This window comes from Microbulbifer maximicatervae (SeqCode) (genome assembly GCF_052468295.1).
In genome coordinates, this window is sequence record NZ_CP174340.1 from 14263 (window position 1) to 40997 (window position 26735).

At 47.8% G+C, this 26735-nt stretch carries 30 protein-coding genes and 1 pseudogene; 27 read left to right on the forward strand and 4 right to left on the reverse strand.

Features of this window, described 5'->3' with window-relative positions:
- The first annotated feature begins 39 nt into the window (after nucleotides 1-39).
- From ACJJIQ_RS00345 to ACJJIQ_RS00365, 5 genes are all read left to right on the forward strand, one after another.
- Complete coding sequence (locus ACJJIQ_RS00345; protein ID WP_445362226.1) at nucleotides 40-321, forward strand: DUF7660 family protein; 282 nt, start codon at nucleotides 40-42, stop codon at nucleotides 319-321.
- An 81-nt stretch (nucleotides 322-402) separates the two neighbouring features.
- Nucleotides 403-648 (forward strand): hypothetical protein, encoded by a 246-nt coding sequence (locus ACJJIQ_RS00350; RefSeq protein WP_445363333.1) that lies wholly within the window; start codon nucleotides 403-405, stop codon nucleotides 646-648.
- 95 nt (nucleotides 649-743) lie between these two features.
- Nucleotides 744-1019, forward strand: a complete 276-nt coding sequence (locus ACJJIQ_RS00355; RefSeq protein ID WP_445363334.1) for a hypothetical protein — start codon at nucleotides 744-746, stop codon at nucleotides 1017-1019.
- Between the two features lie 99 nt (nucleotides 1020-1118).
- Nucleotides 1119-1343, forward strand: coding sequence for a hypothetical protein (locus ACJJIQ_RS00360; protein ID WP_445362218.1), 225 nt, complete (start codon nucleotides 1119-1121; stop codon nucleotides 1341-1343).
- 147 nt (nucleotides 1344-1490) lie between these two features.
- Nucleotides 1491-1910: a hypothetical protein gene (locus tag ACJJIQ_RS00365; protein WP_445363335.1), complete on the forward strand. Its 420-nt coding sequence runs from the start codon at nucleotides 1491-1493 to the stop codon at nucleotides 1908-1910.
- Between the two features lie 28 nt (nucleotides 1911-1938).
- Here ACJJIQ_RS00365 and ACJJIQ_RS00370 read toward each other — a convergent pair whose 3' ends face one another.
- Entirely contained in the window at nucleotides 1939-2868 is a 930-nt protein-coding gene (locus ACJJIQ_RS00370) for an IS110 family RNA-guided transposase (RefSeq protein ID WP_445362223.1), read from the reverse strand.
- A gap of 851 nt (nucleotides 2869-3719) precedes the next feature.
- Here ACJJIQ_RS00370 and ltrA point away from each other — a divergent pair.
- From ltrA to ACJJIQ_RS00465, 19 genes are all read left to right on the forward strand, one after another.
- A complete protein-coding gene (ltrA, locus tag ACJJIQ_RS00375) occupies nucleotides 3720-5009 on the forward strand; it encodes a group II intron reverse transcriptase/maturase (RefSeq protein WP_444925282.1) in 1290 nt (429 codons plus the stop codon).
- Nucleotides 5010-5128: 119 nt separating this feature from the next.
- Nucleotides 5129-5455, forward strand: a complete 327-nt coding sequence (locus tag ACJJIQ_RS00380; RefSeq protein ID WP_444915419.1) for a hypothetical protein — start codon at nucleotides 5129-5131, stop codon at nucleotides 5453-5455.
- An 88-nt stretch (nucleotides 5456-5543) separates the two neighbouring features.
- Nucleotides 5544-6023, forward strand: a complete 480-nt coding sequence (locus ACJJIQ_RS00385) for a hypothetical protein (protein WP_445363336.1) — start codon at nucleotides 5544-5546, stop codon at nucleotides 6021-6023.
- 85 nt (nucleotides 6024-6108) lie between these two features.
- Complete coding sequence (locus ACJJIQ_RS00390) at nucleotides 6109-6528, forward strand: hypothetical protein (RefSeq protein ID WP_445363337.1); 420 nt, start codon at nucleotides 6109-6111, stop codon at nucleotides 6526-6528.
- A 123-nt stretch (nucleotides 6529-6651) separates the two neighbouring features.
- On the forward strand, nucleotides 6652-7059 hold the full coding sequence (gene gpU / locus ACJJIQ_RS00395) for a phage tail terminator protein (protein WP_445363338.1): 408 nt from the start codon (nucleotides 6652-6654) through the stop codon (nucleotides 7057-7059).
- A 26-nt stretch (nucleotides 7060-7085) separates the two neighbouring features.
- Nucleotides 7086-7499: a phage tail tube protein gene (locus ACJJIQ_RS00400; RefSeq protein ID WP_445363339.1), complete on the forward strand. Its 414-nt coding sequence runs from the start codon at nucleotides 7086-7088 to the stop codon at nucleotides 7497-7499.
- A 2-nt stretch (nucleotides 7500-7501) separates the two neighbouring features.
- The gene (locus tag ACJJIQ_RS00405) at nucleotides 7502-7927 is read left to right on the forward strand and encodes a phage minor tail protein domain-containing protein (protein ID WP_445363340.1); all 426 of its coding nucleotides are present in this window, start codon (nucleotides 7502-7504) and stop codon (nucleotides 7925-7927) included.
- Complete coding sequence (locus tag ACJJIQ_RS00410) at nucleotides 7927-8193, forward strand: hypothetical protein (RefSeq protein WP_445363341.1); 267 nt, start codon at nucleotides 7927-7929, stop codon at nucleotides 8191-8193. The genes ACJJIQ_RS00405 and ACJJIQ_RS00410 overlap by 1 nt, the downstream gene beginning before the upstream one ends.
- 3 nt (nucleotides 8194-8196) lie before the next feature.
- Nucleotides 8197-9018, forward strand: a complete 822-nt coding sequence (locus ACJJIQ_RS00415) for a hypothetical protein (RefSeq protein ID WP_445363342.1) — start codon at nucleotides 8197-8199, stop codon at nucleotides 9016-9018.
- 2 nt (nucleotides 9019-9020) lie between these two features.
- Nucleotides 9021-11369 carry a TolB-like translocation protein gene (locus tag ACJJIQ_RS00420; RefSeq protein WP_445363343.1) on the forward strand — a complete coding sequence of 783 codons (2349 nt, stop codon included), beginning with the start codon at nucleotides 9021-9023 and terminating at the stop codon, nucleotides 11367-11369.
- Nucleotides 11369-12124 carry a hypothetical protein gene (locus ACJJIQ_RS00425; RefSeq protein ID WP_445362045.1) on the forward strand — a complete coding sequence of 252 codons (756 nt, stop codon included), beginning with the start codon at nucleotides 11369-11371 and terminating at the stop codon, nucleotides 12122-12124. The genes ACJJIQ_RS00420 and ACJJIQ_RS00425 overlap by 1 nt, the downstream gene beginning before the upstream one ends.
- Complete coding sequence (locus ACJJIQ_RS00430) at nucleotides 12121-12618, forward strand: DUF1833 family protein (RefSeq protein ID WP_445363344.1); 498 nt, start codon at nucleotides 12121-12123, stop codon at nucleotides 12616-12618. Before ACJJIQ_RS00425 ends, ACJJIQ_RS00430 begins: the two co-directional genes overlap by 4 nt.
- A 4-nt stretch (nucleotides 12619-12622) precedes the next feature.
- Complete coding sequence (locus ACJJIQ_RS00435; protein WP_445363345.1) at nucleotides 12623-13024, forward strand: NlpC/P60 family protein; 402 nt, start codon at nucleotides 12623-12625, stop codon at nucleotides 13022-13024.
- Nucleotides 13008-15476 carry a host specificity factor TipJ family phage tail protein gene (locus tag ACJJIQ_RS00440; protein ID WP_445363346.1) on the forward strand — a complete coding sequence of 823 codons (2469 nt, stop codon included), beginning with the start codon at nucleotides 13008-13010 and terminating at the stop codon, nucleotides 15474-15476. The genes ACJJIQ_RS00435 and ACJJIQ_RS00440 overlap by 17 nt, the downstream gene beginning before the upstream one ends.
- A 396-nt stretch (nucleotides 15477-15872) precedes the next feature.
- On the forward strand, nucleotides 15873-16265 hold the full coding sequence (locus ACJJIQ_RS00445; protein ID WP_445363347.1) for a hypothetical protein: 393 nt from the start codon (nucleotides 15873-15875) through the stop codon (nucleotides 16263-16265).
- A gap of 84 nt (nucleotides 16266-16349) precedes the next feature.
- Nucleotides 16350-16814: a DUF4262 domain-containing protein gene (locus tag ACJJIQ_RS00450; protein ID WP_445363348.1), complete on the forward strand. Its 465-nt coding sequence runs from the start codon at nucleotides 16350-16352 to the stop codon at nucleotides 16812-16814.
- A 179-nt stretch (nucleotides 16815-16993) separates the two neighbouring features.
- A complete protein-coding gene (locus tag ACJJIQ_RS00455) occupies nucleotides 16994-17320 on the forward strand; it encodes a hypothetical protein (RefSeq protein ID WP_445363349.1) in 327 nt (108 codons plus the stop codon).
- Nucleotides 17321-17457: 137 nt separating this feature from the next.
- Nucleotides 17458-18090, forward strand: a complete 633-nt coding sequence (locus ACJJIQ_RS00460) for a hypothetical protein (RefSeq protein ID WP_445363350.1) — start codon at nucleotides 17458-17460, stop codon at nucleotides 18088-18090.
- Between the two features lie 1334 nt (nucleotides 18091-19424).
- On the forward strand, nucleotides 19425-20048 hold the full coding sequence (locus ACJJIQ_RS00465) for a Type 1 glutamine amidotransferase-like domain-containing protein (protein WP_445363351.1): 624 nt from the start codon (nucleotides 19425-19427) through the stop codon (nucleotides 20046-20048).
- 84 nt (nucleotides 20049-20132) lie between these two features.
- Here the strand turns inward: ACJJIQ_RS00465 and ACJJIQ_RS00470 are convergent, their stop codons facing one another.
- The gene (locus ACJJIQ_RS00470; RefSeq protein ID WP_445363352.1) at nucleotides 20133-20387 is read right to left on the reverse strand and encodes a tyrosine-type recombinase/integrase; all 255 of its coding nucleotides are present in this window, start codon (nucleotides 20385-20387) and stop codon (nucleotides 20133-20135) included.
- A 162-nt stretch (nucleotides 20388-20549) separates the two neighbouring features.
- On the opposite strand from ACJJIQ_RS00470, the gene ACJJIQ_RS00475 reads away from it, so the two are divergent.
- Together ACJJIQ_RS00475 and ACJJIQ_RS00480 are read left to right on the forward strand one after the other, a co-directional pair.
- The gene (locus ACJJIQ_RS00475; protein ID WP_445363353.1) at nucleotides 20550-21914 is read left to right on the forward strand and encodes an IS4 family transposase; all 1365 of its coding nucleotides are present in this window, start codon (nucleotides 20550-20552) and stop codon (nucleotides 21912-21914) included.
- Nucleotides 21915-21998: 84 nt separating this feature from the next.
- Complete coding sequence (locus tag ACJJIQ_RS00480) at nucleotides 21999-22544, forward strand: hypothetical protein (RefSeq protein ID WP_445363354.1); 546 nt, start codon at nucleotides 21999-22001, stop codon at nucleotides 22542-22544.
- Between the two features lie 502 nt (nucleotides 22545-23046).
- Here ACJJIQ_RS00480 and ACJJIQ_RS00485 read toward each other — a convergent pair.
- Nucleotides 23047-23987, reverse strand: a pseudogene (locus ACJJIQ_RS00485) (IS110 family RNA-guided transposase).
- A 1303-nt stretch (nucleotides 23988-25290) separates the two neighbouring features.
- On the opposite strand from ACJJIQ_RS00485, the gene ACJJIQ_RS00490 reads away from it, so the two are divergent.
- A complete protein-coding gene (locus ACJJIQ_RS00490; protein WP_444926810.1) occupies nucleotides 25291-25596 on the forward strand; it encodes a YciI family protein in 306 nt (101 codons plus the stop codon).
- A 34-nt stretch (nucleotides 25597-25630) separates the two neighbouring features.
- Here ACJJIQ_RS00490 and ACJJIQ_RS00495 read toward each other — a convergent pair whose 3' ends face one another.
- The gene (locus ACJJIQ_RS00495) at nucleotides 25631-26656 is read right to left on the reverse strand and encodes an IS630 family transposase (RefSeq protein WP_445362554.1); all 1026 of its coding nucleotides are present in this window, start codon (nucleotides 26654-26656) and stop codon (nucleotides 25631-25633) included.
- Nucleotides 26657-26735 lie beyond the last annotated feature (79 nt).

Here is a 26735-nt window from a genome sequence, read left to right on the forward strand (position 1 = left end):
CCGGCGGCTGTGCCAGGCGTTAAATGCCTAAAGGAAGATATGAGAGAACCCCACGAATTATTAGATGAAGTAAAAGATGAGAAGAGCTTTTTGCTTTTCGTAACATCACTGATTGCAGATCGTGAGCCTCATGAAGGAAAGCCAACTGATGAAGTCGGTTTCACAGAAGATTGGGCAAACAATTCTATAAGCGGGTTCTTAGAAGCAGCTGTGGCCTGGGCCGAAGATTCTGATTTTGGAATTAGCCAAGATTCGGAGTTAGAAACCAACAAATGGAAACAGTTTGCAGTGTTTTTGTATTGCGGGAAAGTTTATGAGTAAGAAGCAATTAACAAGTTGCTGCTGCGGATCGTCGCTTCGCTCCTCCCGCAGAGCAAAGCGTTAAGCACTACAGGAAGTCACATGATAGAGGATGTTGTAGAGGGAATCTTCAGAGTTTTAGGCAGATTCATTGGCCAAATATTTATAGAGATAATATTTGAGATTCTACTTAAAGGCCCTGGCTACTTCATCAGCAAACAGTTTACAAAAAGGGATCCCGACCCAGACGGTTTTATTGTCGTTATTACTGGATTCGTGTTTTGGGTTGTTGTGGGTTTTGGATTTTATTGTATTTATTCAAGCATCAGTGGAGGCGGCAATGCTTAACAAGTTTGTCAACGATCGCCCTTCGGGCTGGACAGCCTTAAGCGTGGCTTCGCCACAAGGCTGCCCGTTACAAAGGCGTTATGTTTCAGAGAGTCATGAATAAAGTAGTAAATATTAGTGAAGTATTTAGCTGGTTGTTTCTACTTGTCTGGTTGCTATTGTCACTCAGGCAAGGCTGGGAAGGCGTGCTTTACGGCTTGCCGATGGCGTTTTATTTAGCAGCACTCTTACTATCTGTTGGCAGTGGAATGTATGAAGCTCTATCAGCGCAAAGAGAAGCATCGTACAGTGTAGTGCTGCGGCGTTTTATACCAGGTATTTTTTGTGCCGTGTTCTTTGTTTACATAATAGCTTTGGGCTTAAGCAAGTGAAAAACATAACAAGCGTAGGCACGGGAAAAATTTTCCGCTGCGCTCCAAATTTTCCCATGCTACGGGCGTTAGGTGGCAATCTCTCATGAAGCGAGAATTATGAATAACGACAAAATTGAAGACGTACTTTCAGAGAATTTAGGTGAGGGCTACCATATCGTTCAAGATAATGGTCAGCTTTCACCATCAATAGAATGGGTCGATTGGGTTCAGCAATCGGATGATGAAAACGATATACGTGTTGAGGTTCACTTTTCAGATGATAGTGACCTTGTGTATGAAAAAGGTGTAAAGCTTCGTCAAATATGGCACGAGGACGTATGACTTTTAATTTGGAACCGAGCAAGCACCTAACAAGTTTAGGCAGCATCGCCCCTTCGGGGCTGGACCTCCGCTTCGGCGCTTCGCGCCTACACTGCGGCCGCTGCTAAAGGCGTTAGCTGGCTAAGAGTTCACCACGAAGGAGATCAAATGCCAACAATAAGATTTACTGGCCCAGCACTTGTAGCCAGTGCCGAAGAAAATGTTGATGGATCACTTGATTTAATAAGTGACAAGGCAACCTTGGAATCCTTAAATGGAATGAGCTACGAAGATGAAGAGTTTTCCGACTATCTATATGATAGAGAGGAGACAAAGAGTTTCGCTGAGTATGTCTCCGGCGGCATCTTATCGTTCTCTTATGACACTTCTTCTAGCTCATTGATTGGCTCTATTGAGTATCTGCTGTCTAGACCGCTCTCTGCTGATGAAGTTGAAGCTCTGGAAGAATATACAATCGAGCAATTAACCGACGGTATCTGCTCCAATTTTTCACAAGAAAGAGCATTGAGGGGTGAAGTCACCCCATTTATTAATCATGAAGAATTGTCTTACCATCAAGCCAGCTAACAAGTGACTATGGTTGTTCGTCAAGTTATTAAGCCATACTTTCATCCCAGTAGGTGTTGTTTTTCACCATTGTATTCAGGATCGTAATCTGCTTTCTCATGCAGGCAACCAGAGCAACCTTTTTAGGTTTGCCAGCGTCGACTAATCGCTTATACATGGGCTTTAGTTTGGGATGATGTTGTATGGCCGACATGATGGAAACAAAAAGAACCGTGCGTACGCGATGCCTTCCACCTCGAATATATCGTTTGCCCTGGAAGTTGCCGCTATCACGGTTCATCGGGGCGATACCGACAAGTGCAGCGATTTCTTTACGGTTCAATTGTCCTAGCTCAGGAAGTTCACTCATTAACGTATAGGCCAATACATTTCCGACCCCTTTGGCACTCAACAATAGGTCACGCCTTTGCCGCCACTCAGACACACTGTTAACCAGTTTATCCAGTTGCTTGTCGATACCTTGTAGCTCTTTCTTGATGGTGTTTAGAATGGTCTGTATAGGTTTGTGTACTGATTTCGGCATTCTCTGAAGCCGATTCTTTTGCATTGTACTCATCTCTAAACACTGACTTCTTACCGCCAGTAAGTCACTGATCTCCCTAAGCTTTTCTGGTTTTAGCACCGACAGCCCTGGCTTCATGGCCTCACCAAAATGTGCAATATCCATTGCATCTAGCTTGTCAGTTTTGGCGAGGCGCCCTGCGGATTTAGCGAAGCTCCTTATCTGCGAAGGATTGCAAACAACAATAGGTAATCCGGCTTTGTCGGCGGCGCAAACAAACTCTAACTCGAGCCTTCCCGTAGACTCTATTAATACTCTTTGAGGTTTAAGAGGTTGTAGTTGTTTAATGGCATTTTTATCATTGGCAACACTAAAGAACTGGCCAGTAGGTCTCACATAAATATCGAGTTGTTTACTGCTGGTATCGATACCGACATTGATCTCTTGAGGTTCCATAAGATAAGCTATCTCCGCCTTGCTATTCGGGCTCGAGGCCCACATGACTATCCGAGTTATGCCTAGTGAGTGCTTATCACGTTCATACTTGTTATCGGTCTTTTACGAACCAGCCAAGCAGCGAACTGTGATAAACAAGGCCTTCGGTGGCCGCCGAAGGTGGGTCTCAATTTACCCGTTAACGAAAAGGATTTTCAACATCAGAATCGGGCAAGAACAACCATACAAGGCCAGGCACAATCGCCCACTTCGTGGGCTGGACCTCCGCACTGCGTGCTCCGGCCTGTGCTGGCGGCGTTAGTGCGTCAAGCTAAGCTTGATGCTTCTTGCAGGGTGGAAGTCCCTGTCGGGTAAGGCCTAACCAGCCACCTGTATCGAGTGTTGCGCGTAGGGCGGAACAGAAGGGAAAGAAAATATAATTATCTTTTTTTTTCAACTGTGAACAAACTATGTGAAGCGTACACAGAGAATTCTATAGGCCATAGGGATTATCGTGATCCTGAAGTGCTGGTATCGCTCCGATAATAAAGTGAGCTCCGATTGACGAGATGTGTAACGCCATCGAAGTCCAGGCAATGCAACCGTAATGGTAAGGTTGTTGCGGATCGGCGGGGTTATTAAGCCGTGGCATGTAGAAAGAGAAGTATTGAGAACTTGAGAGATCCGAGCAGGTTCCTGAAGGAGCAGGTAGAGACGTTAAGCCTAATGGCGAAACCAACGAAGACCACTCGGAAGTCGGATCAGCTCATAGTAGTCCGAGAGCGGGAAAGCCGCTTACATGGCGAAGGGGCTGACAGTAATATCGGTGTGCAACAGAAACATAGTCCGGACAAAGTAGGGCTGGAGACACTATGACAACCGCCTTGCACGCCATCGCATTTAAAGCACAGAGCCACCCCAGACACAGGTTTCAGAATTTATACGGACTGCTAAATTCCAACCTGCTGTATCAAAGCTGGGGCCAGCTCAATAAGCAGGCCCGCCCCGGTATCGACGGAGTAACTACCGAAGTTTACCGGCAAAGACTGCCGCAAAATATTCAATGCCTACATCAACGGCTGTGTGACAAACGCTACCGCACCCAGGCGATTAAGCGGGTATTGATTCCCAAAGGCAACGGCAAGCAGCGCCCACTGGGGCTGCCTACGGTGGAAGACAAACTGGTGCAGCAGAGCGTAGCGCAGCTACTGCAAAGTATCTGGGAGCAGGATTTTCTGCCCTTCAGCTACGGTTACCGTCCCAGGAAAAGCGCCCACCAAGCCGTACACAGTCTTGGCTTAAATCTGCAATTCAAAGGCTACGGCTACATCGTTGAAGCCGATATTAAAGGCTTCTTTGATCAGCTGGATCACGACTGGTTACTGCGGATGCTAGCCCTTCGTATCGACGACAAAGCCCTGCTGACACTGATTAAGCAGTGGCTGAAAGTACGCGTGCAAACTCCAGATGGTAAGTTCAGTAAAGCGGCAGCAGGCACCCCGCAAGGAGGTGTGGTCAGTCCGGTACTGGCGAACATCTATCTGCACTACGTCCTGGATTTGTGGTTCGAGAAGAAAGTTAAGCCGCGTATGCGTGGCAGAGCCATGCTAATCCGGTACGCCGATGATTATGTAGTGGCTTTCCAATTGAAAACGGATGCAGAGCGCTTTTACCGGGTACTACCGCAACGGCTGAACAAGTTTGGCCTGCAGTTAGCCCCCGAGAAAACGCACCTGAAGCGCTTTAGCCGCTTCCATCCGGGCCGAAAACGGCAGTTCCAGTTTCTGGGTTTTGAGTTCTACTGGAGCTTGGACGTCAACAAACGCCCCAGGCTCAGGCGCCGGACTGCCGCACAGAAACAGAAGGGCGCAATGGAAGCGCTCTACCACTGGATCAAAGCCAAGCGCAGTGAGCGTCTGAGAGAATGGCTGCCCACACTGAAGCGCAAGCTACAGGGGTTCCAGAACTACTTCGGTCTACCAGACAACAGTCGAAGCTTGTCCCGTTTGTACAGCTATGTTTTACACAGCATACACAAATGGCTCAACCGGCGGAGTCAGCGCAAGAGTTACAACTGGAATGGTCTAAAGGAAATGCTGGGATATTTTGGGCTAAAGCCACCGCGAGTATACAAACGCAGTATACTTGTGGACTGGTATTAGGGTTCGTGCTTTACACGAGCGAATATATTACTGAAGAGCCGGATGCGGTAGTTCCGCACGTCCGGATCTGCGTGGGGGCAGTTAGGGTAACCGGCTGTCCTACCACTACTGTGTAGCTTATGAATAGAGATCGCGATTTAATCGAAGCGTTTGAAAATTTAGATCTTGTAGCTATGAGGTCTGCGATTGAGATGGGAGCGGATGTTAATTGCCCACACCCTGATGGCGGGTCAATATTATCTGTAGCTGTCGATAGCGCTATAGATAGCTGTATTCAGTCTGGAGGTGGTCCAGGAGATGAGGAGCTAGAATTCGTCGAACTCTTACTAAACAACGGTGCGGATATATTCTTTAAATTTGGTGATTCATCAAGTGCCATTGAATGTGCAAAAGCTTATAAATCAGCAAAAAACATAGTAGTGTATCTTGAGAGTTTTCACTCATAACAAGCGGCTGCATTTGGCTCCGGCCTGCGGCCTCCACCGGACTCGCTACGCTCGCCGATGAGCCAGGCGTTAGAAATCAAAGGTAGTCATGGAGAGTATTGAAGAATTAAAGTTGGGCGTAAGGCCAGAGGCGGCAGTTTCTGGAGCTGTTTTACTGCAATCGGAATACAGTTCTTATCTTACTTTCAATGCACAGAAGGATACCGATAAGCCAAGTCCATACGGTGGCTTCTACACAGCCGATGCTGGTACCGCCATAGTGGAATTTCAAGGTTGTCTAATCAGTAAGTTTGGTTACCCTAATGATGAGGCAGCTATGGGTATCCCAAAGTATAAAGACTTTGGTTACGATATTTGCGTAGTGAAAAATTCGGAATGGGTAAAAGAATTAGAAAATCTCAATAACTATTCGTTTCCAAATACAAGCTATGCTGATTTTAGGCACTTTATCATATTCTTCCATGACAGTACTTTTGAGTGTATCGCTAAAGATTTAGTGTTGAAGCTATCTAATCAGCCGTACAGCGAAATAATAGGTGAGTTGAGTGCAAAGGTTTCGGCGGAGTAAATTTCTAACAAGCGGCTGCTGTCGGACTGGCAAAAGCTCCGGCTTCGCCTCCACTTTTACCAGCCGCAGAGCCGGGCGTTAAATTATGAAGCCAAAATTCGCATTTATCGCTAGCATTTTTATGCTTTCTGGCTGTGTGACCACAGTAACCTGGGATGGATTTACTCCCTCAAAGAGCTACCAAATTACTTTTAAAGATCAAGATGCAAATCCTGTTCCCGGAGTAAGTGCTAGTTGCAACGGAAATGGAGTATGGCCAAGTGAGAAAATTGCCCAGGAAATAAATGAAGCCTACGAAAAATCCGACCCAACTGGATTGCTAAAGTTATCGCATAGTGGGTACGAGATGGGTGGGACCTATAAAGAATTCGGGCCACTCACCTGGGGTGGCAATGAGCACTGGAAGGTATATTGCACATTCATACATCGCGGTTCAATTATCGAGTCCGGAGAGTTGGCCAAGTTCAATCAGCCAGTAGAGGTCAAGGTGCCAAAACTAATTTAACAAAGCAATGCAGCCGATGTCTTAGTTTGTGTGCTTTTTTGACGCGCTATTTAAACTGTAAATGAATACCCAAACCCGCACCAGCGGGTTTTTTTATGCCCAAAATTCCTGGAACACTACCCAATGACCCAACGCATAACAATCCGCGATGTCGTACAAAGCAAGCTGCAAACCCTATCCGGCTACACATTCCCACCTCCTGGTACTACAGAAGAAATTGATTCCAAAAAACTGCCAGCAATTGTGGTGGGCTTTGCAACTGAGAACACCGAACACGAAATGCATGGCGGTACCGAGCGACAACTGGATCTGACGATTGCTGCGGTAGTGAAAACTAGCGGCGATGTGTATGCCGCGTTAGACCAGGCAGCGGCCGATATTGAAAGCGTACTGCAAGATGACTCTCTTGAGGGCACCTGTGACTTATTCCTGCTGAACCAAACGCAATTTGCCCTGGATCAAGATCACCCCCTGGGCGAAGTGCGTCTTACTTACAGCGCCCAGTATTCCAGTGAACCCACAGACTTTTAATTACTCAACCCAATGAGATCATAACTATGGCACAAGGTTACAAAACCAAGTTTTATCGCAGTGATGATGGCAGCTCCTATTCCCCGGTGGCGGGCATGTTGGATCTTGAACCCGGTGAAGAGTCCCGCGGTTCTGTCGACATGACCCCGATGGATGGCACCAGCGGCTATATGGACTACGACCCCTCCGGCTTGCGCGATGCCGGTGAGGTTTCCATTACTTTGATCTGGAAAGAGAGTGACAGCGGCCAGCAGGCACTGCGTTCAGATTACGACTCCGATACCAATAAGCATTACAAGGTTGAATACCCAGAAGGCACTACCGTGGAATTCACCGGCCATATTACCGGCTGGGGTAAGGCGGTACCCAAGGATGACAAGATCACCCGCACCGTGAAGTTTAAGATTTCCGGTAAACCCTCCGTAACCGCAGGTAGCTAACCATGAGTTTTGTAGCTGCGCCTATTTTAGAATCTGAAACCGTGTCTTTCGGTCAGCAAGAAGTCGAGCTTTTTGAGCTGAGTGCCTACCACCGCTGTGAGTATCTGCAAAAAACTACTGAAGATATTCCACTGCCCCAAGATGAAGAGTTGCCGGAAACTCAGCTGGAGACCTTTGGCCAGCTTTGGGCTTTTCGTATGGGGGAGGTGAGTAAGAAACTGCTGCTGGTTGCCTATGCTATCTGGATGAAGCCGGACTGTCAGGATTCACTGGAAGATATTCATCAGCGGTTGATTCGCGGTGTTACGCCTAAATTGATCGATGTGCTCTATGTCCCTGCGGCTAAGCTATCCGGGCTGTTTGTCGATGTCCAAACTGAAGAGGCGGATAGCGAAACAGAAAGCGAGGAAACCGAAAAAAAAGGCTAGTGCCGGGTTTCTACTTTGCCCGGCAACTCGCGCGGGATTTTAATCGTCCCGACTATTTCAATATGTTGCGCTCCATGAGTTCTACCGAGTTGGACCACTGGTATGAATTCCACGCCGAGCGGCCCTTACAGACCGAAGTCCAGCAGTGGCAGCTCGCCCATATCGCTGCCGGCACCCTGGGAGGCAAAGTCTCTCAATACCTGCCTCAGTTGCACAAACCCAAAACCGTGCAACAGCAAATCGCAATCTGGAACTCCATGAGTTGAGCAATGGCAAAACAAACTTCCATGGCCACGATGGTGGCCAACCTGGAGCTGCGCTCCACGCAATATAAGCGGGAGATGGACCAAGCTACTGCACGCAATAAAAAGCTAACCCGAGAACTGAAGTCCACCAGTGCAGCGGGTGATATGTTCGGCCGCTCCATGCGAGGGGCTGCACAGGGTGTCGCTGCCATTGATGGGCCTTTGGGCGGTATTTCCGGTCGAGTCGGTGCTCTCAATGGTTTGCTGGCCAGTGGTGCCACGAGTTGGGCCCTTTTTGGGGCGGGTGTGGCCGGTGTTGTCGCTACGTTTTATCAGAGTATCCGCGCCGGCGAAGAAATGGAGCGGGGCCAGCTTAAGATTGAGGGCTTGCTCAGGGCTACGGGTAATGCCAGTGGCCGCACAGCACAGCAGTTGGATGAGCAGGCGAGGTCTGTTGCCCGCGCAACTTTGGCCAGTATTTCCGGCATTCGCGATGCGCAGGGCGTGCTGCTGACATTCAAGTCAGTGCAGGCCGATGTCTTTGATAATGCCATTGTGCTGTCGCAAGACCTTGCCGCAGTGATGGGGGGCGATGCCATCGCCTGGTTTAGCGCCGATGTGCTTACCCCGCAGGGATTAATCCCCCACACCTTGCGCTTTATTACCCACCCGCTCAACGACTGCAAACCGCTGGGGCCGCGAACTTGGGAGTATCGCGCGCGGATAGAAATTGAAAACCGCGCAGTGATTACCGAGGAGCAAACCGTCGCGGGCTTGCTCGATCCCAATACCGTTGAACAGTTTACCCAGGGCGTCGTTGATGCCGTAGATAGTTACCAGGAATAAATATGGCGAATTATTTTAACGAGGTGAGCAGACTGCAGGCCGCGATTGATGCGCTGGACGAATACTTCGGCGGCGATGAGTCCACCACTGTCACCTACAACGGAAAGACCAAAAATAGTATTGAGAAATCATTCTCCGACCGATTTGCCGGGCTGCAAGCAATGGTCAACGGTCGCTTGACCTTCGCGACCAAAGCGCTGATGGATGCGGCTGGCGCGCCGCCAAATAACGAGCTGGCCGAGGTGTGGAACGATCCCACCCCCGGTAACAACAAGCTCTACGGTTGGGATGAGACCCACTGGACGGAATCAAAACTATCCAGCTACACCGATCTAAAGACGCGCATTCAAGAGACCGATGTCAATTTAAAAACGCGTATCCCCGAGCAGCCACTGCCCCATTCCCTAGACAATTTTGTCTGGGCGATAACCGACAGCGAGGGCAAGGTCGGCATGGGGCTGAAATCCAACGGGGAATTTTTCAGTTCCATTTGCCAAGAGGTGATGGGTTTAACCCAGCGTCAGCACAGTGTGGAGACGCAGGTGCTGGCCGTTGCCCCGGATGGCAGCACCGATATCGCCTGGGGCATAAGCGATCAGAATGGCGCTTTGGGGTTGGCGCTGACGAGAGACGGGAAGCTTTGGGCCAGACTCGCCAACCCCGAAAGCCTGCGATTTAAAACTGATGAGAATATTGTGTGGAGCGTGGCCGACGCCGCCGGTCAAGTGGCTTTGGGTATCGATAAAAGCGGAAAGACTGTCGGTGAGATCGCAAACCGCTGTGACAACATTGACCAGGCGCTCACAGCCTGCGACACGCGCCTGGAATTACTGGAGGGCTCACGCTTTACCAGTGACGATGCCTCCCCTTTGGTTTTGGTGGAAAACGCCGGTGATTTTGACCAACTCGTTGTGATTGATGCTGACGGCAAGCATCCTTTGACCGATGGCAGCTACAACGCGCGGAACCCCTCAGTTCATAAAAACAGCTATGTAAAATTCAGCAGCGATAGGGACGGCGTCGAGCGACTGTATCGGATGTTGTTGTCGGGGCAAACGGTTTGCAAAAGCCACAACAATACCCTGGAACATATCCTGATTATTGGGCAGAGCAATAGCATTCCAAAGCGGGGGATGGGGGTTGATGCCAGCTTGACCGGAGATTTGGTTAACGACCCCTACGGTATTTTTATGTTTAACGGTTGGGTCAATCCCAATCGCGTGACCGACTCGGCCTGGTGGGATACAGCGCTTCAGGATGTACCTATCGATCCTGGGAATATGGCATACCTGATTCCCGCCGGCGATGGTCTATTTAATAACGAATCCCACGGCTTTGGTGCTTGCGAAGCGATTAACAGCCAGGCGGAGCGATTGTTCTTAATCTCCGGGCACGGCAAGGGCGGGGCGAGTTATTCGGTCTTAAAAAAAGACGTTCCGGCCGAAAATTATTCGGCGTACCGCAATTCGATCGAGGCGGTTGCAGCGGGTAAGCGCGCCGCCAATGCGCTGGGCCTAGATTACAAAGTCACCGCGCTATTTTGTGAACACGGGGAATCCGACGCACAAAACAGTGGGTACCTCGATCACTTGATTGAATGGCGGGATAACTACAACGCAGATATTAAAAGAATAACCGGGCAGGCCGACAATATTCCTCTTCTTATAAGCCAACAAAACAGCTGGTCTCTTGGGGGGAATTTTGCTACTTCCAAAAGTGTGATTGCGCAATATCAGTTTCAGCGCGACGGCTACGGCTATCTCGTCGCGCCAAAGTATTTTATTGCCCACGACGCCAACGGCCCGACCAATCCCGACGGCATTCACACCAGCGCCTACGGCACGCGACTGCTCGACGAGTATTACGCGAAGGCCCTGCTAGCGGGGGAGACTTGGTCGCCGCTTATGCCGGAGTCCGTCCAAGCGAACGGCAAAACCATCACGGTGTCGTTTGCGGGCCGTGTCGGCGACTTGCGTTTTAATATTTACCACGAAACCAACAACCCCCACGGGGTATCCGACCCCGGCCAATACGGTTTCGAATTGTTGAATGCCGGCGGAATCGCCATCACTTCGGTGGTGCTCTCTGATGACAAAACCCAAGTCATTGTGGCCACCGACGGCGATGTGCCTAACGGCACCGAGCTCGCCTACGCCTATACCGGCGAACTGATGGCGCACGCCGGGCCATTAACCGGGCCGCGCGGCTGCCTTGCCGACAGCGATACCACCCCACCTAGTGAAAAACTGCAGAACTGGCGAGCAACTCAGCTGGGTATGAACGGTGCGGCGGTTACCGAACCGCTGTGCAACTGGTGTGTCACTTTTTTGGAAACCGTGGAGATACTCTAATGGCTGGACGTATTATCAAACTGGATGAGGTGACATTTACCGAGCCCAGTCTACCGACGCTGGAAGTCAGCGACGAAGACATTTATATGGCCTCTTTTCCCGGGCTGCGCGTATGGTTTGATCCCCGGGAAAAGTATGAGAGTGTCGCCGGGTCTCGTTTGCGCGAGCGCATGCAGTCCTACGAGATCCGGCAGTACGCACTCAACAGTTGGACGATTGACAGTGCGGCGATTGGGGGGCAGTCCGCGATGGTATTTGACCAGAATGAGAGTCAGGGCGCACATATCACAGATCAAGCTGCTCACCCCCTCGGTACTTATACCAAGGTTGCGGTTATTCGCCCCGGCGTCCTGGGGGGGTGGAGCGGCCTGCTGTCCGCGGAATCAGGGTTGGCCAGTTTTAAAATTATCTCGACCTCAGCATTACAAGTGGATCACGGCGGCACAACCTCGTCGACCACCGAAACGCTGGCGAGCAATACCGACTACGTCGTTATGGCCTGCTATAACGCCGAGACCCAGGCGGTGGCGGTGTATATCAACGGTATTGAATCAGAGATGAGTAGTGCCACGCTCGTCGCGCCAGTGGCACCCGAAGATGTCTGTCTTGGGTTTATCCCCGATCAAGGGAATTTTTTTGACGGTGCCATCGGCGATGCACTGGTGTTCAGTGTGGATTACGGGTTGCCCGAATACGCCTCCCACCGCGCCGCCCTGTTTTCCACCCTGATGACAAAGTACGGCATTAGCGCATGAGTGCGGTATTGGAAACCGTCTACGCCAGCGCGCCGATCGATGAAATCATCATCCATACCCTGGAGCTGAGGCACGCCGCCTTTGAGGGCGGTGCGATTCGTCTGTGCCAGGGTTTTGATGATATCGAAGCGACGCTGGAGGACGGGGAAACTGCAACCTTTACCGCGAGCGGTTTCGGTGTCTCCCTGCCGCAGCGTTCGGTGCGAGGCCGGCAGGATTTACAGTTCCAACTGGATAATGTCACCGGTGAAGCGCTGCACAATATTCGGGCCGCGCTGGAGGCGGGCGGCGCAATACAGGTGGTCTATCGGCAGTTCCTCGAATCCGACCTGTCCGCCCCCGCACAGCCGGCCACGGTAATGACCGCCGTTTCGGTCAAAGCCAATCCGGCAAGCGTTTCGGTGATTGCCAGCTTTCACGATCTGGTCAATAAAGCCTGGCCCAATAAATTCTATACCCCCGACTTTGCCCCCGGCCTGAAATACTACGGCTAACCCTATGCACTGGATAAACGACTATCTCACCGTCTCCTATGTGGACGGCGGGCGGGATATGCACGGCTTTGATTGCTGGGGGCTGGTGCGCGATGTCTTGCACCGGCAATTCAAAACCCCGCTGCTGGAATCCTTCGGCCACGTTTGCCCGGATGACAAGCCGCTGCTGACCGACAGCTATCTGCAGGTGGTACCGGATTTTTTAGCGGGCCCCTGTAAACCCGGCGCTGTTGCCTGCGGCTTCAGGGGAGACTGTCTGATTCATGTGGGCATAGTCATTAATAACGGCCAGACCCAAATCCTGCACACCGGGCGGCAGTATGGAAAACCGCTATTAACCAGCCCGCGCGCCTTCCGCCGATTGTTCCAACGCTGCGAATTTTTTCACTATGAATGCAATTCTTAAAATCTATCCCAGCAAACTCGAGCGGGATAACTTCGAAACCTGTACGGCGGAGCCCGGGCAAACCTTCGAGCACTGGTTAAACAATAATGTACCCAGCTATGAGCCCCGAGCCGTGCCGCTATTTTCGGCGTCAGTAAATAATGAGCCATTGCCGCCTAGCGAATGGGCAGGCTATAGGATTCAGTCTGGCGATCAATTGGAGTTGGTGGTGGAGGCAAAAGGCTATGCGGCGATTGTGATGATAGTGGTCGCCGTGGCTGCTGCAGCAGCGGCGATGTATTTTGCCAATCAGATTCCGGACAACTACAACCAAACCACGCCGGATGGTTCCACCATCTACAACCCCAACGCCCAGGGCAACCAAGCCCGGCTGATGGGGGTTGTACCGGAAATTGCCGGCCGCCATAAAGTGTACCCGGACTTGCTGTGCCAGCCGCGCCGCCAGTACGACAATAACGAACAATATCTGTATTTAATGTTATGCGTGGGTGTCGGAGACTACGAAATCAGTGCGGACAATATTTATATCGGCAATACCCCGGTGAGCGGTTACGCCGGCGATATTGAGTACCGGGTATTTGGTCCCGGTGAGGATGTCACCGACCACGACGCCCACCGCAATTTTTATCTTTCTCCGGAAGTGGGCAGCAGCTCGGGTCAAACGGGTTTGGAGCTGGAGGGCTCGCTCGCCACCACCGGCGACGCCAGCAGTGCGGCGCGCTGGACTTTCTCAGGTACCACCTTAAAAAGTTACTGGTTCGAGCGGGAAATTGAGCGCGAGGATAATCTGGGCTTTGTACCGCGCAATTTCCCCTATATGGAGGGGGAGATTATCTCCATCAACGAAAGCAGCAATGATGGGGAATATCGTGTGGTATTGAAGTCTGGTCATTCCGCGCAAATGGAAAAGGTGGATGCCGGCGGCGATGCCGTACCGGGCTGGGGTGGGTTTGTTGATGCGCAGCTGGTATCTATTGCAATTATAAGTAATAACGGCGGTTCCGGCGGCTATCTAGGCCCCTTTTTCGCCTGCCCGGAAAACGAAACCACCCGTTATATCGAGCTGGATTTTTTCCTGCCCCAGGGGTTGGGGCGCATCAAGGACAATGGGGATTTTGAGTACTACAGTGTGACGGTCGATATCGATTATCGCGATGAAAGCTCCTCGACCTGGACGACGATCACCCACACCTTTGGCAATACTACTAATGACCAGCTGGGGTACACCGAAAAAATCAATATCGGCTCGGCCATACGCCCGGAGGTGCGTGTCAGGCGCGTCACCGAGGCCAGCGACGATACGCGCATTTATGACACGGTGCAGTGGACGGCACTCAGGGCCGAGCTCGACAGCGCCAGCAGTTACGAGGGCGTAACCACCATTGCGGTGAAGATTCGCGGCACCAACGCCCTGGCCGGCAGCGCGGAAAATAAATTCAACTTGATTCCCACTCGCAAGCTGCCGGTGTATGAGAATGGCAGCTGGTCCGCACCTGACGCCACCGAGGATATCGCCCCGTTTTTTGCCTATATCATCAAGAGCGTCGGCCATAGTGATGATCAAATCGGCCTGGAGGAGCTGGAAGCGCTGCACGAGTTGTGGAGCGCGCGCGGCGATACCTTCTCGGCGGTGTTCGACAATAAAACCACGCTGTTTGAAGCGCTAAAGAAAGTCCTGGCCGTCGGCTACGCAGAGCCAACCTTGGACTACGGGCAGATTATCCCCGTGCGCGATGGCCCCCGCACCGCGTTTGAACACATGTATCAGCCAGACAATCGGGTGGGTGAGCTGGAGCAGGATATCAGCCTATTTGATCCCGACGAACCGGATGGGGTGGAGGTGGAATACTTCGACCCCCAGACCTGGAAGCCCGCCACCGTGCTGTGCACCCTGGCGGAGGATCAGGGCCTAGCCCCGAAGAAGGTTAGAGCCTTTGGTATCACCGACGAAACCAAAGCCTGGCGTTTCGGCATGCGCCAGCGCCGCATCCAGCGCTACCGCCGCACCCGCTACAGCTTTAAGACCGAGATGGACGGCCTCAACAGCCGCTACCTGAGCTACTGCGCCCTGGCCGACGATATCCCCGGCTATTCGCAGACGGGCAGGGTGCTGGCGGTGAGCGGGCGAGAAATCACCCTGGATGCGGAACTGGAGTGGGGCGGCGGCACGCACTTCCTCGCGCTGCGTAAACCAGACGGCAAGCTGTCCGGGCTCTATACCGCGACGGCAACCGGCAGCGCCAATGTGATAGAAATCGATACCGACCTGGACTTTGCGCCGGTTTTAGATGGCAGCATGGAACCGCCGCTCTTTATGTTTGGCGAGGCGGACCGCTGGTGTTATCCCGCATTAATCACCGACATTAAACCCTCGGGCACAGAGCGGGTGAGTATGACTGCAGTGAATTATGACGAGCGGGTTTATGCGGATGATGATGGTAGTCCGGGGTGATTGCAGGGGCGGCACCCAGCCTAGCCGCCATAGTTCTATTGCAGCTATGGCGGTTCCGAGTGGGTGATACTGGCTTCGGTTTTCAGTACTGAAGAGAGCGTGTCGCCGGTGCGAAGGTCCGAATTATAGAGCCATGGCTTACATCCGTAGAAAGTTTCCCCCTAACTTATTGATTTAATTGCAGGTAAAATGTGTTCAAGAGCGGGAAGTTGAGCCAGACGACTTGAGCCAGTGGCTCACTATATCTGGTTGCTATTTAGACAGCAGTTTATAACCTGCCGTAAATAAAGGCTTTTTTGTGGAGCTTGAAGGCTCCATCCCAGAAATAGTGGCCAAATTGATAGCGAGCCACTGGCTCTTTAATAAATTGTTAGGGCTTAAGCAGGAGATACAAGGTTGTTTGAGGCATTCAAAAAGCATTCGGCAGCTACAAGAATTGTAGAAGAACAACTGTACGAGATAGTTGTTGAAGAGCTTGCTCAAGGGCTTAGGCGCAATGGTTTGTGGGCAAAGGCAGTAGCGAACGCCAATGGTCAAGATGAAAAAGCCAAAGCTCTTTACATTCAATATCGAGTTCAATCTTTAAAAGATGAACTCGAACTTGCGCGCCAAGCAAGTAAAGCTCAACAGCCACCACCTCAATCAGCCTTCACTAATAACGCGACTCCCGAAAACTTTAAACTAGAGCCATCATCAGAAAATAAGAAGTCTACGTGGATACACACCTTGATGTGGACAATAGGCGGGCTATACGGCGGGCTATACCTCTTGGGTCTTTTCTCACAATGATCAGCCCTAACAATTACAAGCAAAGGGATTGTCAGGCTACGCCTGCCAATCCCTGTTGTAGGCGTGATATTTTTCGAGGATAAAGTGGGAAAGTCAGACAAGCGGATACTAGATAACATTGAGAAGTACGGTTGCCATGTCCTAAGTGTATTGGAAGACGAAGATTCACCAACCTTTACATACTCTATAGGTATCTATGAAACCCAGTCCAAGCCTGAGTTATTGATTGTTGGTTTGGATTCGAAAATTTCACAATCAATGGTGAACGAATACTGTCAGCGGCTGAAGGCTGGTGAGTCCTTTGAAGTTGGTCGATATTATTCAGGCTTTCTCGAGGGATTCGATGTCTGCTTTATAGAGATGGATAAAAAATATCATGACGTGTATCCGCTTGCCTGCAATACGCATTATGGTGCATTGCCATACACGGTGTACCAGCTAGTGTGGCCTACAACTTCAGAGCAATGGCCATGGGATGTAGGCACGTCGGATTTTTACCAGTGGTCTCAACCAATCTTAAACCGCACTGGAGTGCTAGAAAAAATATAACAAGGTAAGCCGTCTCCTGAGCACGGCGTTATACATTTAGAGGGAATATAAAAAATTTATCAATCATCCTGCTTCTCATTCAAGTTATATCTGGATGTGCCACATACAGCCCAAACTGTGACATTCCCACCGCGGAAGGTGATGATGCAGTAACTCTTATCATATACCGTCCTTCAGCTATGTACGGCATACTCTACGCAACTCCGTTCTCTATTGATAATTGCAGGATTGCTAACTTAAGCAATAATTCATATCAGGTACATAAGTTGCCCGCCGGTCAGCACAGAGTAGCAGCAGAAACGCACCCCTTTTCGGTCGGCGGTGACGGTGTTGTTTCTGGAAACTATGAAGCTGGTGAGACTTACTATCTTCATTACTCTATGAGCGCTGGTAGTCTCTACTATATGCCAAATATTGGTATTGGCTTTACCACATCAACTCATTTTTATTTAACATCAAGAGAAACTGCTCTTGAATTAATGCCGGAACTTAGCGCGGTGCAATAAATGTATAACAATTTGCTCAACCACCGTTCCGGCCGAAAAGCGGCCTCCACTGGACAGCCAAACCTTCGGTTTGTCTGCCGGTTAGCAAGGCGCTTTACGTTTCAGAGATAAAAAATAGACTTATTTGGAGTTTTAGCATGAGAGTTGTTTTATTTTACATATTGTTGACGTTAGTTTCAGGGTGCTCATCTACACTTTCGAACTTGAAAACATCATCAAAGCAAAGTCACTTCACGCTGCAAGAAGACCTCTATTACACCGAAACAAGAGGCCTTCTAGAGTACAAATGGCTTTTTGGGCTTAGGTCCGGGACATACTCTTTGGTAGCTGAGGATGATGATGGCTATTACTATATCGGTATCGGCGATACAGTAATAATTCTTTCCGAAGAGCGTGTAGAAGCTTATCTTGAGTCAGGCGACGTGCCTTCATATGCTAAACGCTACGGCCCTCAATTCTCATCAGCAGGTGGTGAGGGCGGTTTGTGGGTGCCAAAGAACGGACCTTTAGAAAAAGCTAAGATATTTTGGGTGCTTTATACTGATATGGATGATGCGGTAACTGCAGGTATGGGTGCTGGTGCTGGTGCTGCATCCTCTGGTGGAGCAAGCGGAGTCCCTACAGTGGATGGGATGGTGGTTGGCATCGTAGTGACATCTGTAATTTCTTCAATGGCTAATGGAACCCTCCAGTTTATAGAGCTACCTGACCAATCGTTAGATTTACAGAAGATAAATATCGTAGATACTCCGGCCTCACTAAAAACGTAACAAGGTGGTCAATTTCACTCCGGCCCTGAGGGCCTGCGCAGGAGGGCTTGACAGCCGCCCCTTACCTCAGCGTTAAGAGTCATAATCGAAGGATCGTTTTATGGGTGAGTTAATTAAAATAATGAATATATTTCATGCTCAGAAATTTGCGTGGCTCCCATTTACATTTCTTTGCCCGAGGCAAGGGAGCAGGTTTGGTGTTTCGCGATTTATTGGTACGGTCATTCTAAATACTTCGTTCTTTGCTGCACTTTTAGTATTTTTGTTGTATTCCAGATTTGGCGATAGTGCTATGGATCACATGGGGTTTACAGTTATGTGGATATACGCCCTATTTGGTAGTTACTACTTATTTGTTTGCTTTTGTTGGGATAAGGAACATGGAGCCAATAATTCTTAGTAATCACAGGCATACTGCTATGGCCCTCTGGGCCTCCGCGGGACAGCCTACGCTGCGCTTCGGCCGCGTGTGCTGTGGACGTTATGTGATCGCGCGAAATGAATAGAAAGATACTCGGTGTTATTCCTGGGGTAGGAATCTACGCATACATATTGGCCTCACTTGATACTGTTTCAGCATCCAATGCTTTTGCGTGGTTAGGATTTCCCATTGCGGTAGGATCATTGGTATTTTTCATGATTTCCGTACCATATGGTATGCAGGGCTCAACCACTGTATTTGGTCGTGAACAACGCTATAAGACGCCAGTATAGGCTCATACCTATCTGGGAAGGACAAGAGTTGTTGGTGGAGGGGGTAGTTAAGGCGTCGGTGCGGTATCATCGAGGATAGTTAAGGCCGTTAGATTGGGAAAAGTCGGCTTTCCCTTACAAATCAGTAGCTTACATTTTTGTGTGCGGAAGACTGGCAGTGTTGAGGTCAGCGGTTCGATCCCGCTTAGCTCCACCAAATTTCCCTTGTGCTTCAAGGGGTTGCGAGAAGAGGTTCACGGCCTCTTATCCGGTGAACAAAAACTCGCAAGAATGAAAAAAGGGCCTTAAGGCCCTTTTTTTTCGTCTGAAATTTCTACCTTGAAAGCTCTTGCCCATCCAGGTTGCTTTTCATATCAACTTAACTACCCCCCCCCTGGTTCATCAGCCATGCCTGTATGTGCCGTTGTTCAATTTGAGCTTTTAGTTAAAAGCTAAGATGGCCTTTTTTTCATTCTGCCTTTGTGTTTTTAATGATGTAGATATAGGTCAATTTTGTCATCTCCAATGACTGTATGATAATCCTGTGGCTTTGTAACGAGCTTCTTAGCTTTTTCCTTAGAGAGTGCGTGCTTTCAATATTAGGCAGTTGATTCGATTTATACGTTAAGGGATTAAAATACATGACCAAACTGTTCTTGACCTCATATCTCGCTGAGGTTGCTGATGTAATTGGAGGCTATGAGAGAGGTCTTGAAGGGAAAGCGGTTACATTTATCCCAACTGCAAGTATTCCCGAAGAAATTGATTTTTACGTTGATGATGCAAGGCGGGCCTTCGAAAGGCTGGGCCTTACTGTGGATAACTTGGATGTATCCACAGCCTCAATCAGTGAAATTGAAAGTAAACTTAAGAATAATGAATACATTTATGTGACTGGCGGCAATACGTTTTTTCTGCTTCAAGAACTCAGGCGAAGTGGGGCGGATAAAATCCTACTAGAACAGGTAAAATCCGGTAAAACGTATATTGGTGAGTCGGCAGGTTCTGTCATACTTTCACCGAATATTGCGTATATCCAGGAGATGGACAATGCCGATGTTGTAAAGGGTTTAGAGTCTTATGAGGGGCTGAACCTTCTGGATTTCTACCCGTTACCTCACTACGGGAATCAACCCTTTAAGGATGCCGCTGAGCATATCCTCTCTAGTTTTTCCAATGGGATAAATCTCTATCCTTGTAGTAATAACCAGATGATTACTGTTGTTGATGGCAGTGCTGAGCTTCTAACCGTAGAAGGTGAGTAAGTTCGCTCTGCTCCTACTAACTTGGGTTGATACCTAGGGCTGAGTTAGTAATGAAATTATTAAAAGGGCTTTCCTAGTCCTTTTTTAAAACTCTCGACCGATTGCCTGCTCATCTAGGTAAATAGCAATTTCTTCGTAATCGATGCCATGCCTAGCTTGATACGCCTGCGTGACCCGCTCATCAGTATGCGCCATTAACTGCTGCACTGATTCCACATCATACCCCATACGCTTAAACCGGTCTGAAGCCAGACTGCGTACTTCGTGGAAGCTGGGTGGGGTTTGATCATTGGTTAATCCGATATAGAGACCGGTAGCGTTGCGAACTTCGGTGAACATATCGCTCAACCGGCCGGGGATTACCTGGCAAACATGCTTTTTAATTTTTCCCGTTCGCCGTTGCTTGGGCTAAGTTTTATACACAAGTTTTTCAGTTTTATTATAAAAATCAATGGGTTACAGTTTGTACGTTATAGGGGCTACAAATTTGGCTGGATAATTATGCAGGACTGGGTCAGGTACGAAGTGAAAAATCAGGTTATGGGTGATACACGATTGAATAAGCGCTTGTCCAATATTCTCAGTAATTTAAGTTCCGACCCAAAGAGTAGTATTCCCTGTGCAAACAAGTCTTGGGCAGAAACCTTTGCAGCCTATCGATTCATCGAAAATGATAAAGTCAGCTTTGACTCGATTATGAGTGGCCATAAATCAGACACTCTTGAAAGAATCAAGGTTCAACCAGTTGTTCTTATCCCTCAGGATACCACTTTCCTAAATTTTGCTACCGATTTAGAAAGCAAAGAAATGGGAACACTCCGACGCAAAGAGACTAATCAGCAGCTCCTACATACCTCTATCGCTATAACACCATCCAGAGATAATCTGGGCATTATTGAGGGTAGCATGTGGCAGCGAGATAAAGAATCTAGTGCTAATTCTCGCTATACCAAGTCGATACAAGATAAAGAGAGTCGACGCTGGCTAGACCATTATGAATCAGCTTGTGAGATACAAGAGCGCTGCCATGAAACCACGATTGTGAGCATCGCGGATAGAGAGGGGGATATTCATGAGTGGTTTCAATTAGCTGAAGATCAAAATGAACAGCGTCGTGCAAGCTATATTGTTCGAGCCAAGGCTAATCGTAGTTTAGAGATCGAAGGAGAAGATACGACTTTACTTTGGGACTATATGACCAAGCAGAAGTCCATCGGGAAATACTCAGTAGGTATCCCCAAAAGGAATGGACAGCCAGAAAGGGAAGCTAAGGTCAGTGTATCCATTGCAGAAGTAAGATTGCAGGGAAAAGGAAAATCAAAACGACCTCTTTCTCTCTACGCAGTCTTTGCTAAGGAATTAAGCCCACCAGAAGGGGAGAAAGGTATTGAATGGATGCTGCTGACCGATCTTGCAGTTGAGGACTTTAAGCAAGCGAGGATCATTATTGAGTGGTATCGAAGTCGATGGGAAATTGAAACCTATTTTCGAGTGGTGAAAGGCGGATGCCAGATAGAAAGTAATCGCTTTAGAACCGAGCAGCGAATGTTGAACCGTAGTACAATCTATATGATTATTGGGTGGCGTCTACACTCCATGACAACAGGGGCACGACCACTTCCTGATACGTCATGTACGAAATTCTACTCTGAAAAAGAGTGGCGTATGATATGGATAATGCAAGCTAAAACCTCCCCACCCAATGAAGCTCCAAGTATGAGAGATATAACTCGTATGTTGGCAGGACTTGGAGGCTTTCTGGGACGGAATGGCGATGGTGAGCCCGGAGTTCAAACTGTTTGGCAGGGGTACACTAAACTGCTCCATTATATGGAGGCTGCGGAGGCTTTAAATCGATTTAAATGATGTGTATAAAACACAGACGAAGCGTTAGCTCATCAAAAATTCACAACAAATGGCCATGTATGGTCTCAATAAAAGGAAAGTACTATGAAGGCAGTAAAATTGTTTGGAGTCATAACTTTGGCAGTGATCGCTACAGGGTGTGCTCAAGCACCAATCACTTTAAATTATGCTCCAAGCAGCACTATGAGCGTTGATGGAGAGCTTAAAGTTGGGAAGTTCAAGTACCTTCCCGCAGAAGATAATAACCGGGTTAAGCCGAATCAAATAAGAAATACTGCAATGGGCAGTATTCTTCTTGAGAAAAATATCAATGAATACTTCGAGACTGCAATGTTTACCGAGTCAAGATTTGTCGGTATAAAGGTTAAAGATTCAAATAATGTTGTATCTGGTGAAATAATTGAATTCCTAATTGATGACCTAGGATATAGCATTGATTGGACATTAGAGGTTAAGTATTTAGTAAGTGCTGATGAAAGCTCAGAATGTTATAGTAAAGCTCACAAGATTGAGAAAAATACTGCTAAGTTTGCCAATCCATTTGGAACTTTAAATGAAGTTATGAAGCTTAACATTGAAAAAGTGTTTAGTGATTCAGAGTTTGTTTCATGTGTCTCACAAAAGAGCTAACAAATTTAGGCATGGGGTGCGCAAACTGCGCGCGCCCATGCTAAAAGCGTTATAAGGTAATAATCTAAGGGAATCATCTAATAACAGAGGGCGAACGTACTCTCGAATCATTAAAACTACTTCGCGAGTCAAGCGCATGGATGGTTGGTGTTCAAACTGCAATTTTTGGTTTTCTGATTACGCTTCTTAATTCGGGTCAGTTGAAGCTTAGTAGCTTTCTTATTAAAGGTGCGATTACTGCATTTGGGTTTTCAATAGTATGTGCTGGGATTGTACTTGGTGCAGTGCCATGGGTCCTTAGTCGAAAATCAATGCCTTCTTCAGTTTAACAGGTCCCCATAGCCGATTGGCCCCTAGTAAATAAAATTTCTATAGGCTGGGTAAGTGGGTTTCAATATCTTGCATTCGTAATTGGACTAGCCAGTCTTGCATCTGCAGTAATTTTGAAGCAGATAGGATGAAAATACCTTATAACAAGTGACTATGGTTGTTCGTCAAGTTATTAAGCCATACTTTCATCCCAGTAGGTGTTACTTTTCACCATCGTATTCAGGATCGTAACCTGCTTTCTCATGCAGGCAATCAGAGCGATCTTTTTAGGTTTGCCTGCGTCGACTAATCGCTTATACATCGGCTTTAGTTTGGGATGATGCTGAATGGCCGACATGATGGAGACAAGCAAAATCGTTCGTATACGATGCCTTCCTCCTCGAATATATCGTTTGCCCTGGAAGCTGCCGCTATCACGATTCATCGGGGCGATACCGACAAGTGCAGCGATTTCTTTACGGTTCAATTTTCCTAGCTCGGGAAGTTCACTCATCAACGTATAAGCCAATACATTTCCGACCCCTTTAGCGCTCAACAATAGATCGCGCCTTTGCCGCCACTCAGACACACTGTTAACCAGTTTATTCAGTTGCTTGTCGATACCTTGTAGCTCTTTTTGATGCTATTTAGAATGGTCTGGATAGGTTTGTGTACCGATTTCGGCATCCTCTGAAGCCGATTCTTTTGCATTGTGCTCATCTCTAAACACTGACTTCTTACCGCCAGTAAGTCACTGATCTCCCAGAGCTTTTCTGGCTTTAGCTCCGATAGTCTTGGCTTCATGGCCTCACCAAAATGTGCAATATCCATTGCATCTAGCTTGTCAGTTTTGGCGAGGCGCCCTGCGGATTTAGCAAAGCTTCTTATCTGCGAAGGGTTACAAACAACAACAGGTAATCCTGCTTTGTCGGCGGCACAAACAAACTCTAATTCGAGTCTTCCTGTAGACTCTATTAATACTCTTTGAGGTTTAAGAGGTTGTAGTTGTTTAATGGCATCCTTGATGCCATTTTTATCATTGGCAACACTAAAGAATTGGCCAGTAGGTCTCACATAAATATCGAGTTGTTTACTGCTGGTATCGATACCGACATTGATCTCTTGAGGTTCCATAAGATAAGCTACCTCCGCCTTGCTATTCGGGCTCGAGGCCCACATGACTATTCGAGTTATACCTAGTGAGTGTCTGTCACGTCCCTACTTGTTAACGGTCTTTATAAACCGGCGCAGCAACGAACTGTGACAAAAAAGGCCTTCGGTGGCCGTCGAAAGTGGGTCTCAATTTACCCGTTAGCGAAAAGGATTTTCAATATCAAAATCAGGCAAGAACAATCATACAGAGCACTCCAAGAATTCATCGGGACGATGAAGCCTATATTGCTCGGCCCGATTTGGATTGGTTGATAAAAGCTATTAAATGTGCAGTTGGGTGAATGCAGTGAGGGTCATCTTTAGGTGATCAAGTAAGAGCTTCTTTTGGGCAACTGGACAACCGCTTCAATTAAACTGGTGGGCTGATCAGCAAGAAGCAGTTAATCTAAAGGAGTCTAAAAAGTTCGTATCTTGAAATGGACCACTACTGATGCATTGAGCCCACAGTTTTCATTGTTGTGAGCTCTATCTAAACATAACTCTTAGTGCTTTTGCATCAAGTTGGAGGGTCTATACATCATCGGCTAACCGAAAGTATAGAGGGATAAATTCCCTGTACTGCTATAAGGTATTTGAAGGTGCGCAAGGAGCCATACTTATTAGGAAGGCTGAAGGCTGAAGGCGTTGGGGGGAGGCAGCGACAATGTTGATTGTTAGTTAATTGAGCTATAAGTTGTTAGGAGTTAGAGTATTTGGAGATGGTGCCCAGAACTAACATCCCTCAAAGGTTGTTAAAATATAGGTTAGATATTGCTATTTAAATATTACGTGGCCCCCTTTTTTTAAGAGCGTGGCATGTAGAAGAGGTATTGATGGGTTACTAGATGTTCATAGTGCTAGTTGCAATAGGTTTGAATATGGGAATATTATGGATGTTAATATTATGCCTTTACAAAAAGCGAATATTTGAGGTGGGCTTCTCTGCTACCGAGCCAATAAAAAATTTACCTTTTATTGCGATTCAGACATCTACTGCCGTAAAGATTGAGCATCTAGTAATATGCGGATAATAGAAAGTTAATCTTAGTTTTTTAATTCTGTATATTGTTGTGCCTCCAATTGGATCTCGCCCAATTATAGGATTTTGTAGTCCCTCCATCCTAAAAGGCACTGATTTTCAGTTTTTTGTCATTAATTACAGCTGCCCCATAGGTATCTGATTGAGATAAACTGCTGCCTTTAGGGGAAGGGCGGCAATTTGTCTTATCAGTCTTTGGATGGTAAGTAGCCATCTCTTATTTCAACAATCTAATTTTGAATATAAATGTTGGTGATTATTTTGTTTATAGTATCTTTGACTTATACAAAACCACTTGAAGAGGTGGATAAGCTGATTCCTGAGCACATTGAATTTCTTAACAAGCAATATGAGCTTGGATATTTTCAGCTCTCTGGTCGCAAGGAACCTCGCACGGGTGGGGTTATCTTGGCCTCCGTGGAGAGCCGCTCCATACTCGATGAATTACTACTACAAGATCCATTTTGTCGTGAAGGGCTGGCTAGTTATGAAATAACCAAAATCATACCCTCTAAGTCTTCACAAGCATTAGAGTTTTTACTTGAGACCTAATTGGAAGGGTTATTCAAACACTGCTATTTACTACCTAGGCAGCAGCAAAGAATACAGTCGACTCTTGAAAAAATGATTTCACAAGTTTTCTATTTTTCTTGATGCTCTGCAAATCTGCATTTGCACGACTCAGTAGTGTCTCACCTTTTTTCAGCGGCCTCTTTGAAGTCCCTATATTTCTCATATGATTCCAGACCAACTCATCTGGATTTAGGTTTGGTGCATATGGCGGTAAGAACACCATTTCAAGCTTTCCATCCTGTGAATCGACATACTCCAATACCTTTTTCGATTTGTGTACTGGGTGCCCATCAACAATGAGAATCACTGGTCTTTTCTGACTTCTCTGGAAATTTTTGAAGCATTCTACGCACTTTTCTGCCGTGAACTTTCCACTATAAATATGATACCAGAAGCCACCTCTATTCGATAAAGCTGAGATCGCATTGATTGACTGTCTTTGACCACTCGTTTTTACCACTGGAGTTTTTCCTTTTTCTCCCCATGTCCTTTGGAGTGGATCGTCTGATCTGATACTAGCCTCGTCCAGCCAAAATATTTCTGCACCAGTTTTTTTCGCATAAGATTTAATCTTTGGATAGACTTCCTTTACCCATTTATTCACCGCCTTCTCATCTCTCTCGTAAGCTCTTCGTAGAGGCTTTTGTGGCGTCAGGCCCAGTCGATGTAGAAGTGTGCCGACACTAGAAACGCTAAGTTCAATTTTGAATCTCTCAAAAATCAAATCCGATACGATCTGACGTGTCCACAATCCGAAATCAAAGCCATATTGCCTTGGATCGCCACCAATAATCCATCGTTTGACTTCCTCTTCTTCAATAGCTGACAGTTTTCTACCGCGTCCAGGTCTAATTTTTGGAGATAGCGCTTCAATACCTTTCTCCCGAGCAGTCCTTAACCATGGGAAAATAGTTCTGCTCCCCAGCCCTAAGCTACGACTAACCTCCGCCGCAGATTCTCCATCAAATACTCGCTGAACAGCAATTTTACGTATGAGGTGCTGCTCCTCAGTACTAAGTTTTCTGGCATCGTATTTCATGCAGTTTATATTACCAGGGTGTACTGATTATTTCTGCCCCGCTAGTATAATTGGTTGCTTATTGATAGTTGAAGTTGTT

Coding starts and splice junctions, on each gene's coding strand:
- ACJJIQ_RS00345 (WP_445362226.1), top strand. CDS start 40: ATGAGAGAACCCCACGAATTATTAGATGAAGTAAAAGATGAGAAGAGC.
- ACJJIQ_RS00350 (WP_445363333.1), top strand. CDS start 403: ATGATAGAGGATGTTGTAGAGGGAATCTTCAGAGTTTTAGGCAGATTC.
- ACJJIQ_RS00355 (WP_445363334.1), top strand. CDS start 744: ATGAATAAAGTAGTAAATATTAGTGAAGTATTTAGCTGGTTGTTTCTA.
- ACJJIQ_RS00360 (WP_445362218.1), top strand. CDS start 1,119: ATGAATAACGACAAAATTGAAGACGTACTTTCAGAGAATTTAGGTGAG.
- ACJJIQ_RS00365 (WP_445363335.1), top strand. CDS start 1,491: ATGCCAACAATAAGATTTACTGGCCCAGCACTTGTAGCCAGTGCCGAA.
- ACJJIQ_RS00370 (WP_445362223.1), bottom strand. CDS start 2,868: ATGGAACCTCAAGAGATCAATGTCGGTATCGATACCAGCAGTAAACAA.
- ltrA (WP_444925282.1), top strand. CDS start 3,720: ATGACAACCGCCTTGCACGCCATCGCATTTAAAGCACAGAGCCACCCC.
- ACJJIQ_RS00380 (WP_444915419.1), top strand. CDS start 5,129: ATGAATAGAGATCGCGATTTAATCGAAGCGTTTGAAAATTTAGATCTT.
- ACJJIQ_RS00385 (WP_445363336.1), top strand. CDS start 5,544: ATGGAGAGTATTGAAGAATTAAAGTTGGGCGTAAGGCCAGAGGCGGCA.
- ACJJIQ_RS00390 (WP_445363337.1), top strand. CDS start 6,109: ATGAAGCCAAAATTCGCATTTATCGCTAGCATTTTTATGCTTTCTGGC.
- gpU (WP_445363338.1), top strand. CDS start 6,652: ATGACCCAACGCATAACAATCCGCGATGTCGTACAAAGCAAGCTGCAA.
- ACJJIQ_RS00400 (WP_445363339.1), top strand. CDS start 7,086: ATGGCACAAGGTTACAAAACCAAGTTTTATCGCAGTGATGATGGCAGC.
- ACJJIQ_RS00405 (WP_445363340.1), top strand. CDS start 7,502: ATGAGTTTTGTAGCTGCGCCTATTTTAGAATCTGAAACCGTGTCTTTC.
- ACJJIQ_RS00415 (WP_445363342.1), top strand. CDS start 8,197: ATGGCAAAACAAACTTCCATGGCCACGATGGTGGCCAACCTGGAGCTG.
- ACJJIQ_RS00420 (WP_445363343.1), top strand. CDS start 9,021: ATGGCGAATTATTTTAACGAGGTGAGCAGACTGCAGGCCGCGATTGAT.
- ACJJIQ_RS00425 (WP_445362045.1), top strand. CDS start 11,369: ATGGCTGGACGTATTATCAAACTGGATGAGGTGACATTTACCGAGCCC.
- ACJJIQ_RS00430 (WP_445363344.1), top strand. CDS start 12,121: ATGAGTGCGGTATTGGAAACCGTCTACGCCAGCGCGCCGATCGATGAA.
- ACJJIQ_RS00435 (WP_445363345.1), top strand. CDS start 12,623: ATGCACTGGATAAACGACTATCTCACCGTCTCCTATGTGGACGGCGGG.
- ACJJIQ_RS00440 (WP_445363346.1), top strand. CDS start 13,008: ATGAATGCAATTCTTAAAATCTATCCCAGCAAACTCGAGCGGGATAAC.
- ACJJIQ_RS00455 (WP_445363349.1), top strand. CDS start 16,994: ATGTACGGCATACTCTACGCAACTCCGTTCTCTATTGATAATTGCAGG.
- ACJJIQ_RS00460 (WP_445363350.1), top strand. CDS start 17,458: ATGAGAGTTGTTTTATTTTACATATTGTTGACGTTAGTTTCAGGGTGC.
- ACJJIQ_RS00465 (WP_445363351.1), top strand. CDS start 19,425: ATGACCAAACTGTTCTTGACCTCATATCTCGCTGAGGTTGCTGATGTA.
- ACJJIQ_RS00470 (WP_445363352.1), bottom strand. CDS start 20,387: ATGTTCACCGAAGTTCGCAACGCTACCGGTCTCTATATCGGATTAACC.
- ACJJIQ_RS00475 (WP_445363353.1), top strand. CDS start 20,550: ATGCAGGACTGGGTCAGGTACGAAGTGAAAAATCAGGTTATGGGTGAT.
- ACJJIQ_RS00480 (WP_445363354.1), top strand. CDS start 21,999: ATGAAGGCAGTAAAATTGTTTGGAGTCATAACTTTGGCAGTGATCGCT.
- ACJJIQ_RS00490 (WP_444926810.1), top strand. CDS start 25,291: ATGTTGGTGATTATTTTGTTTATAGTATCTTTGACTTATACAAAACCA.
- ACJJIQ_RS00495 (WP_445362554.1), bottom strand. CDS start 26,656: ATGAAATACGATGCCAGAAAACTTAGTACTGAGGAGCAGCACCTCATA.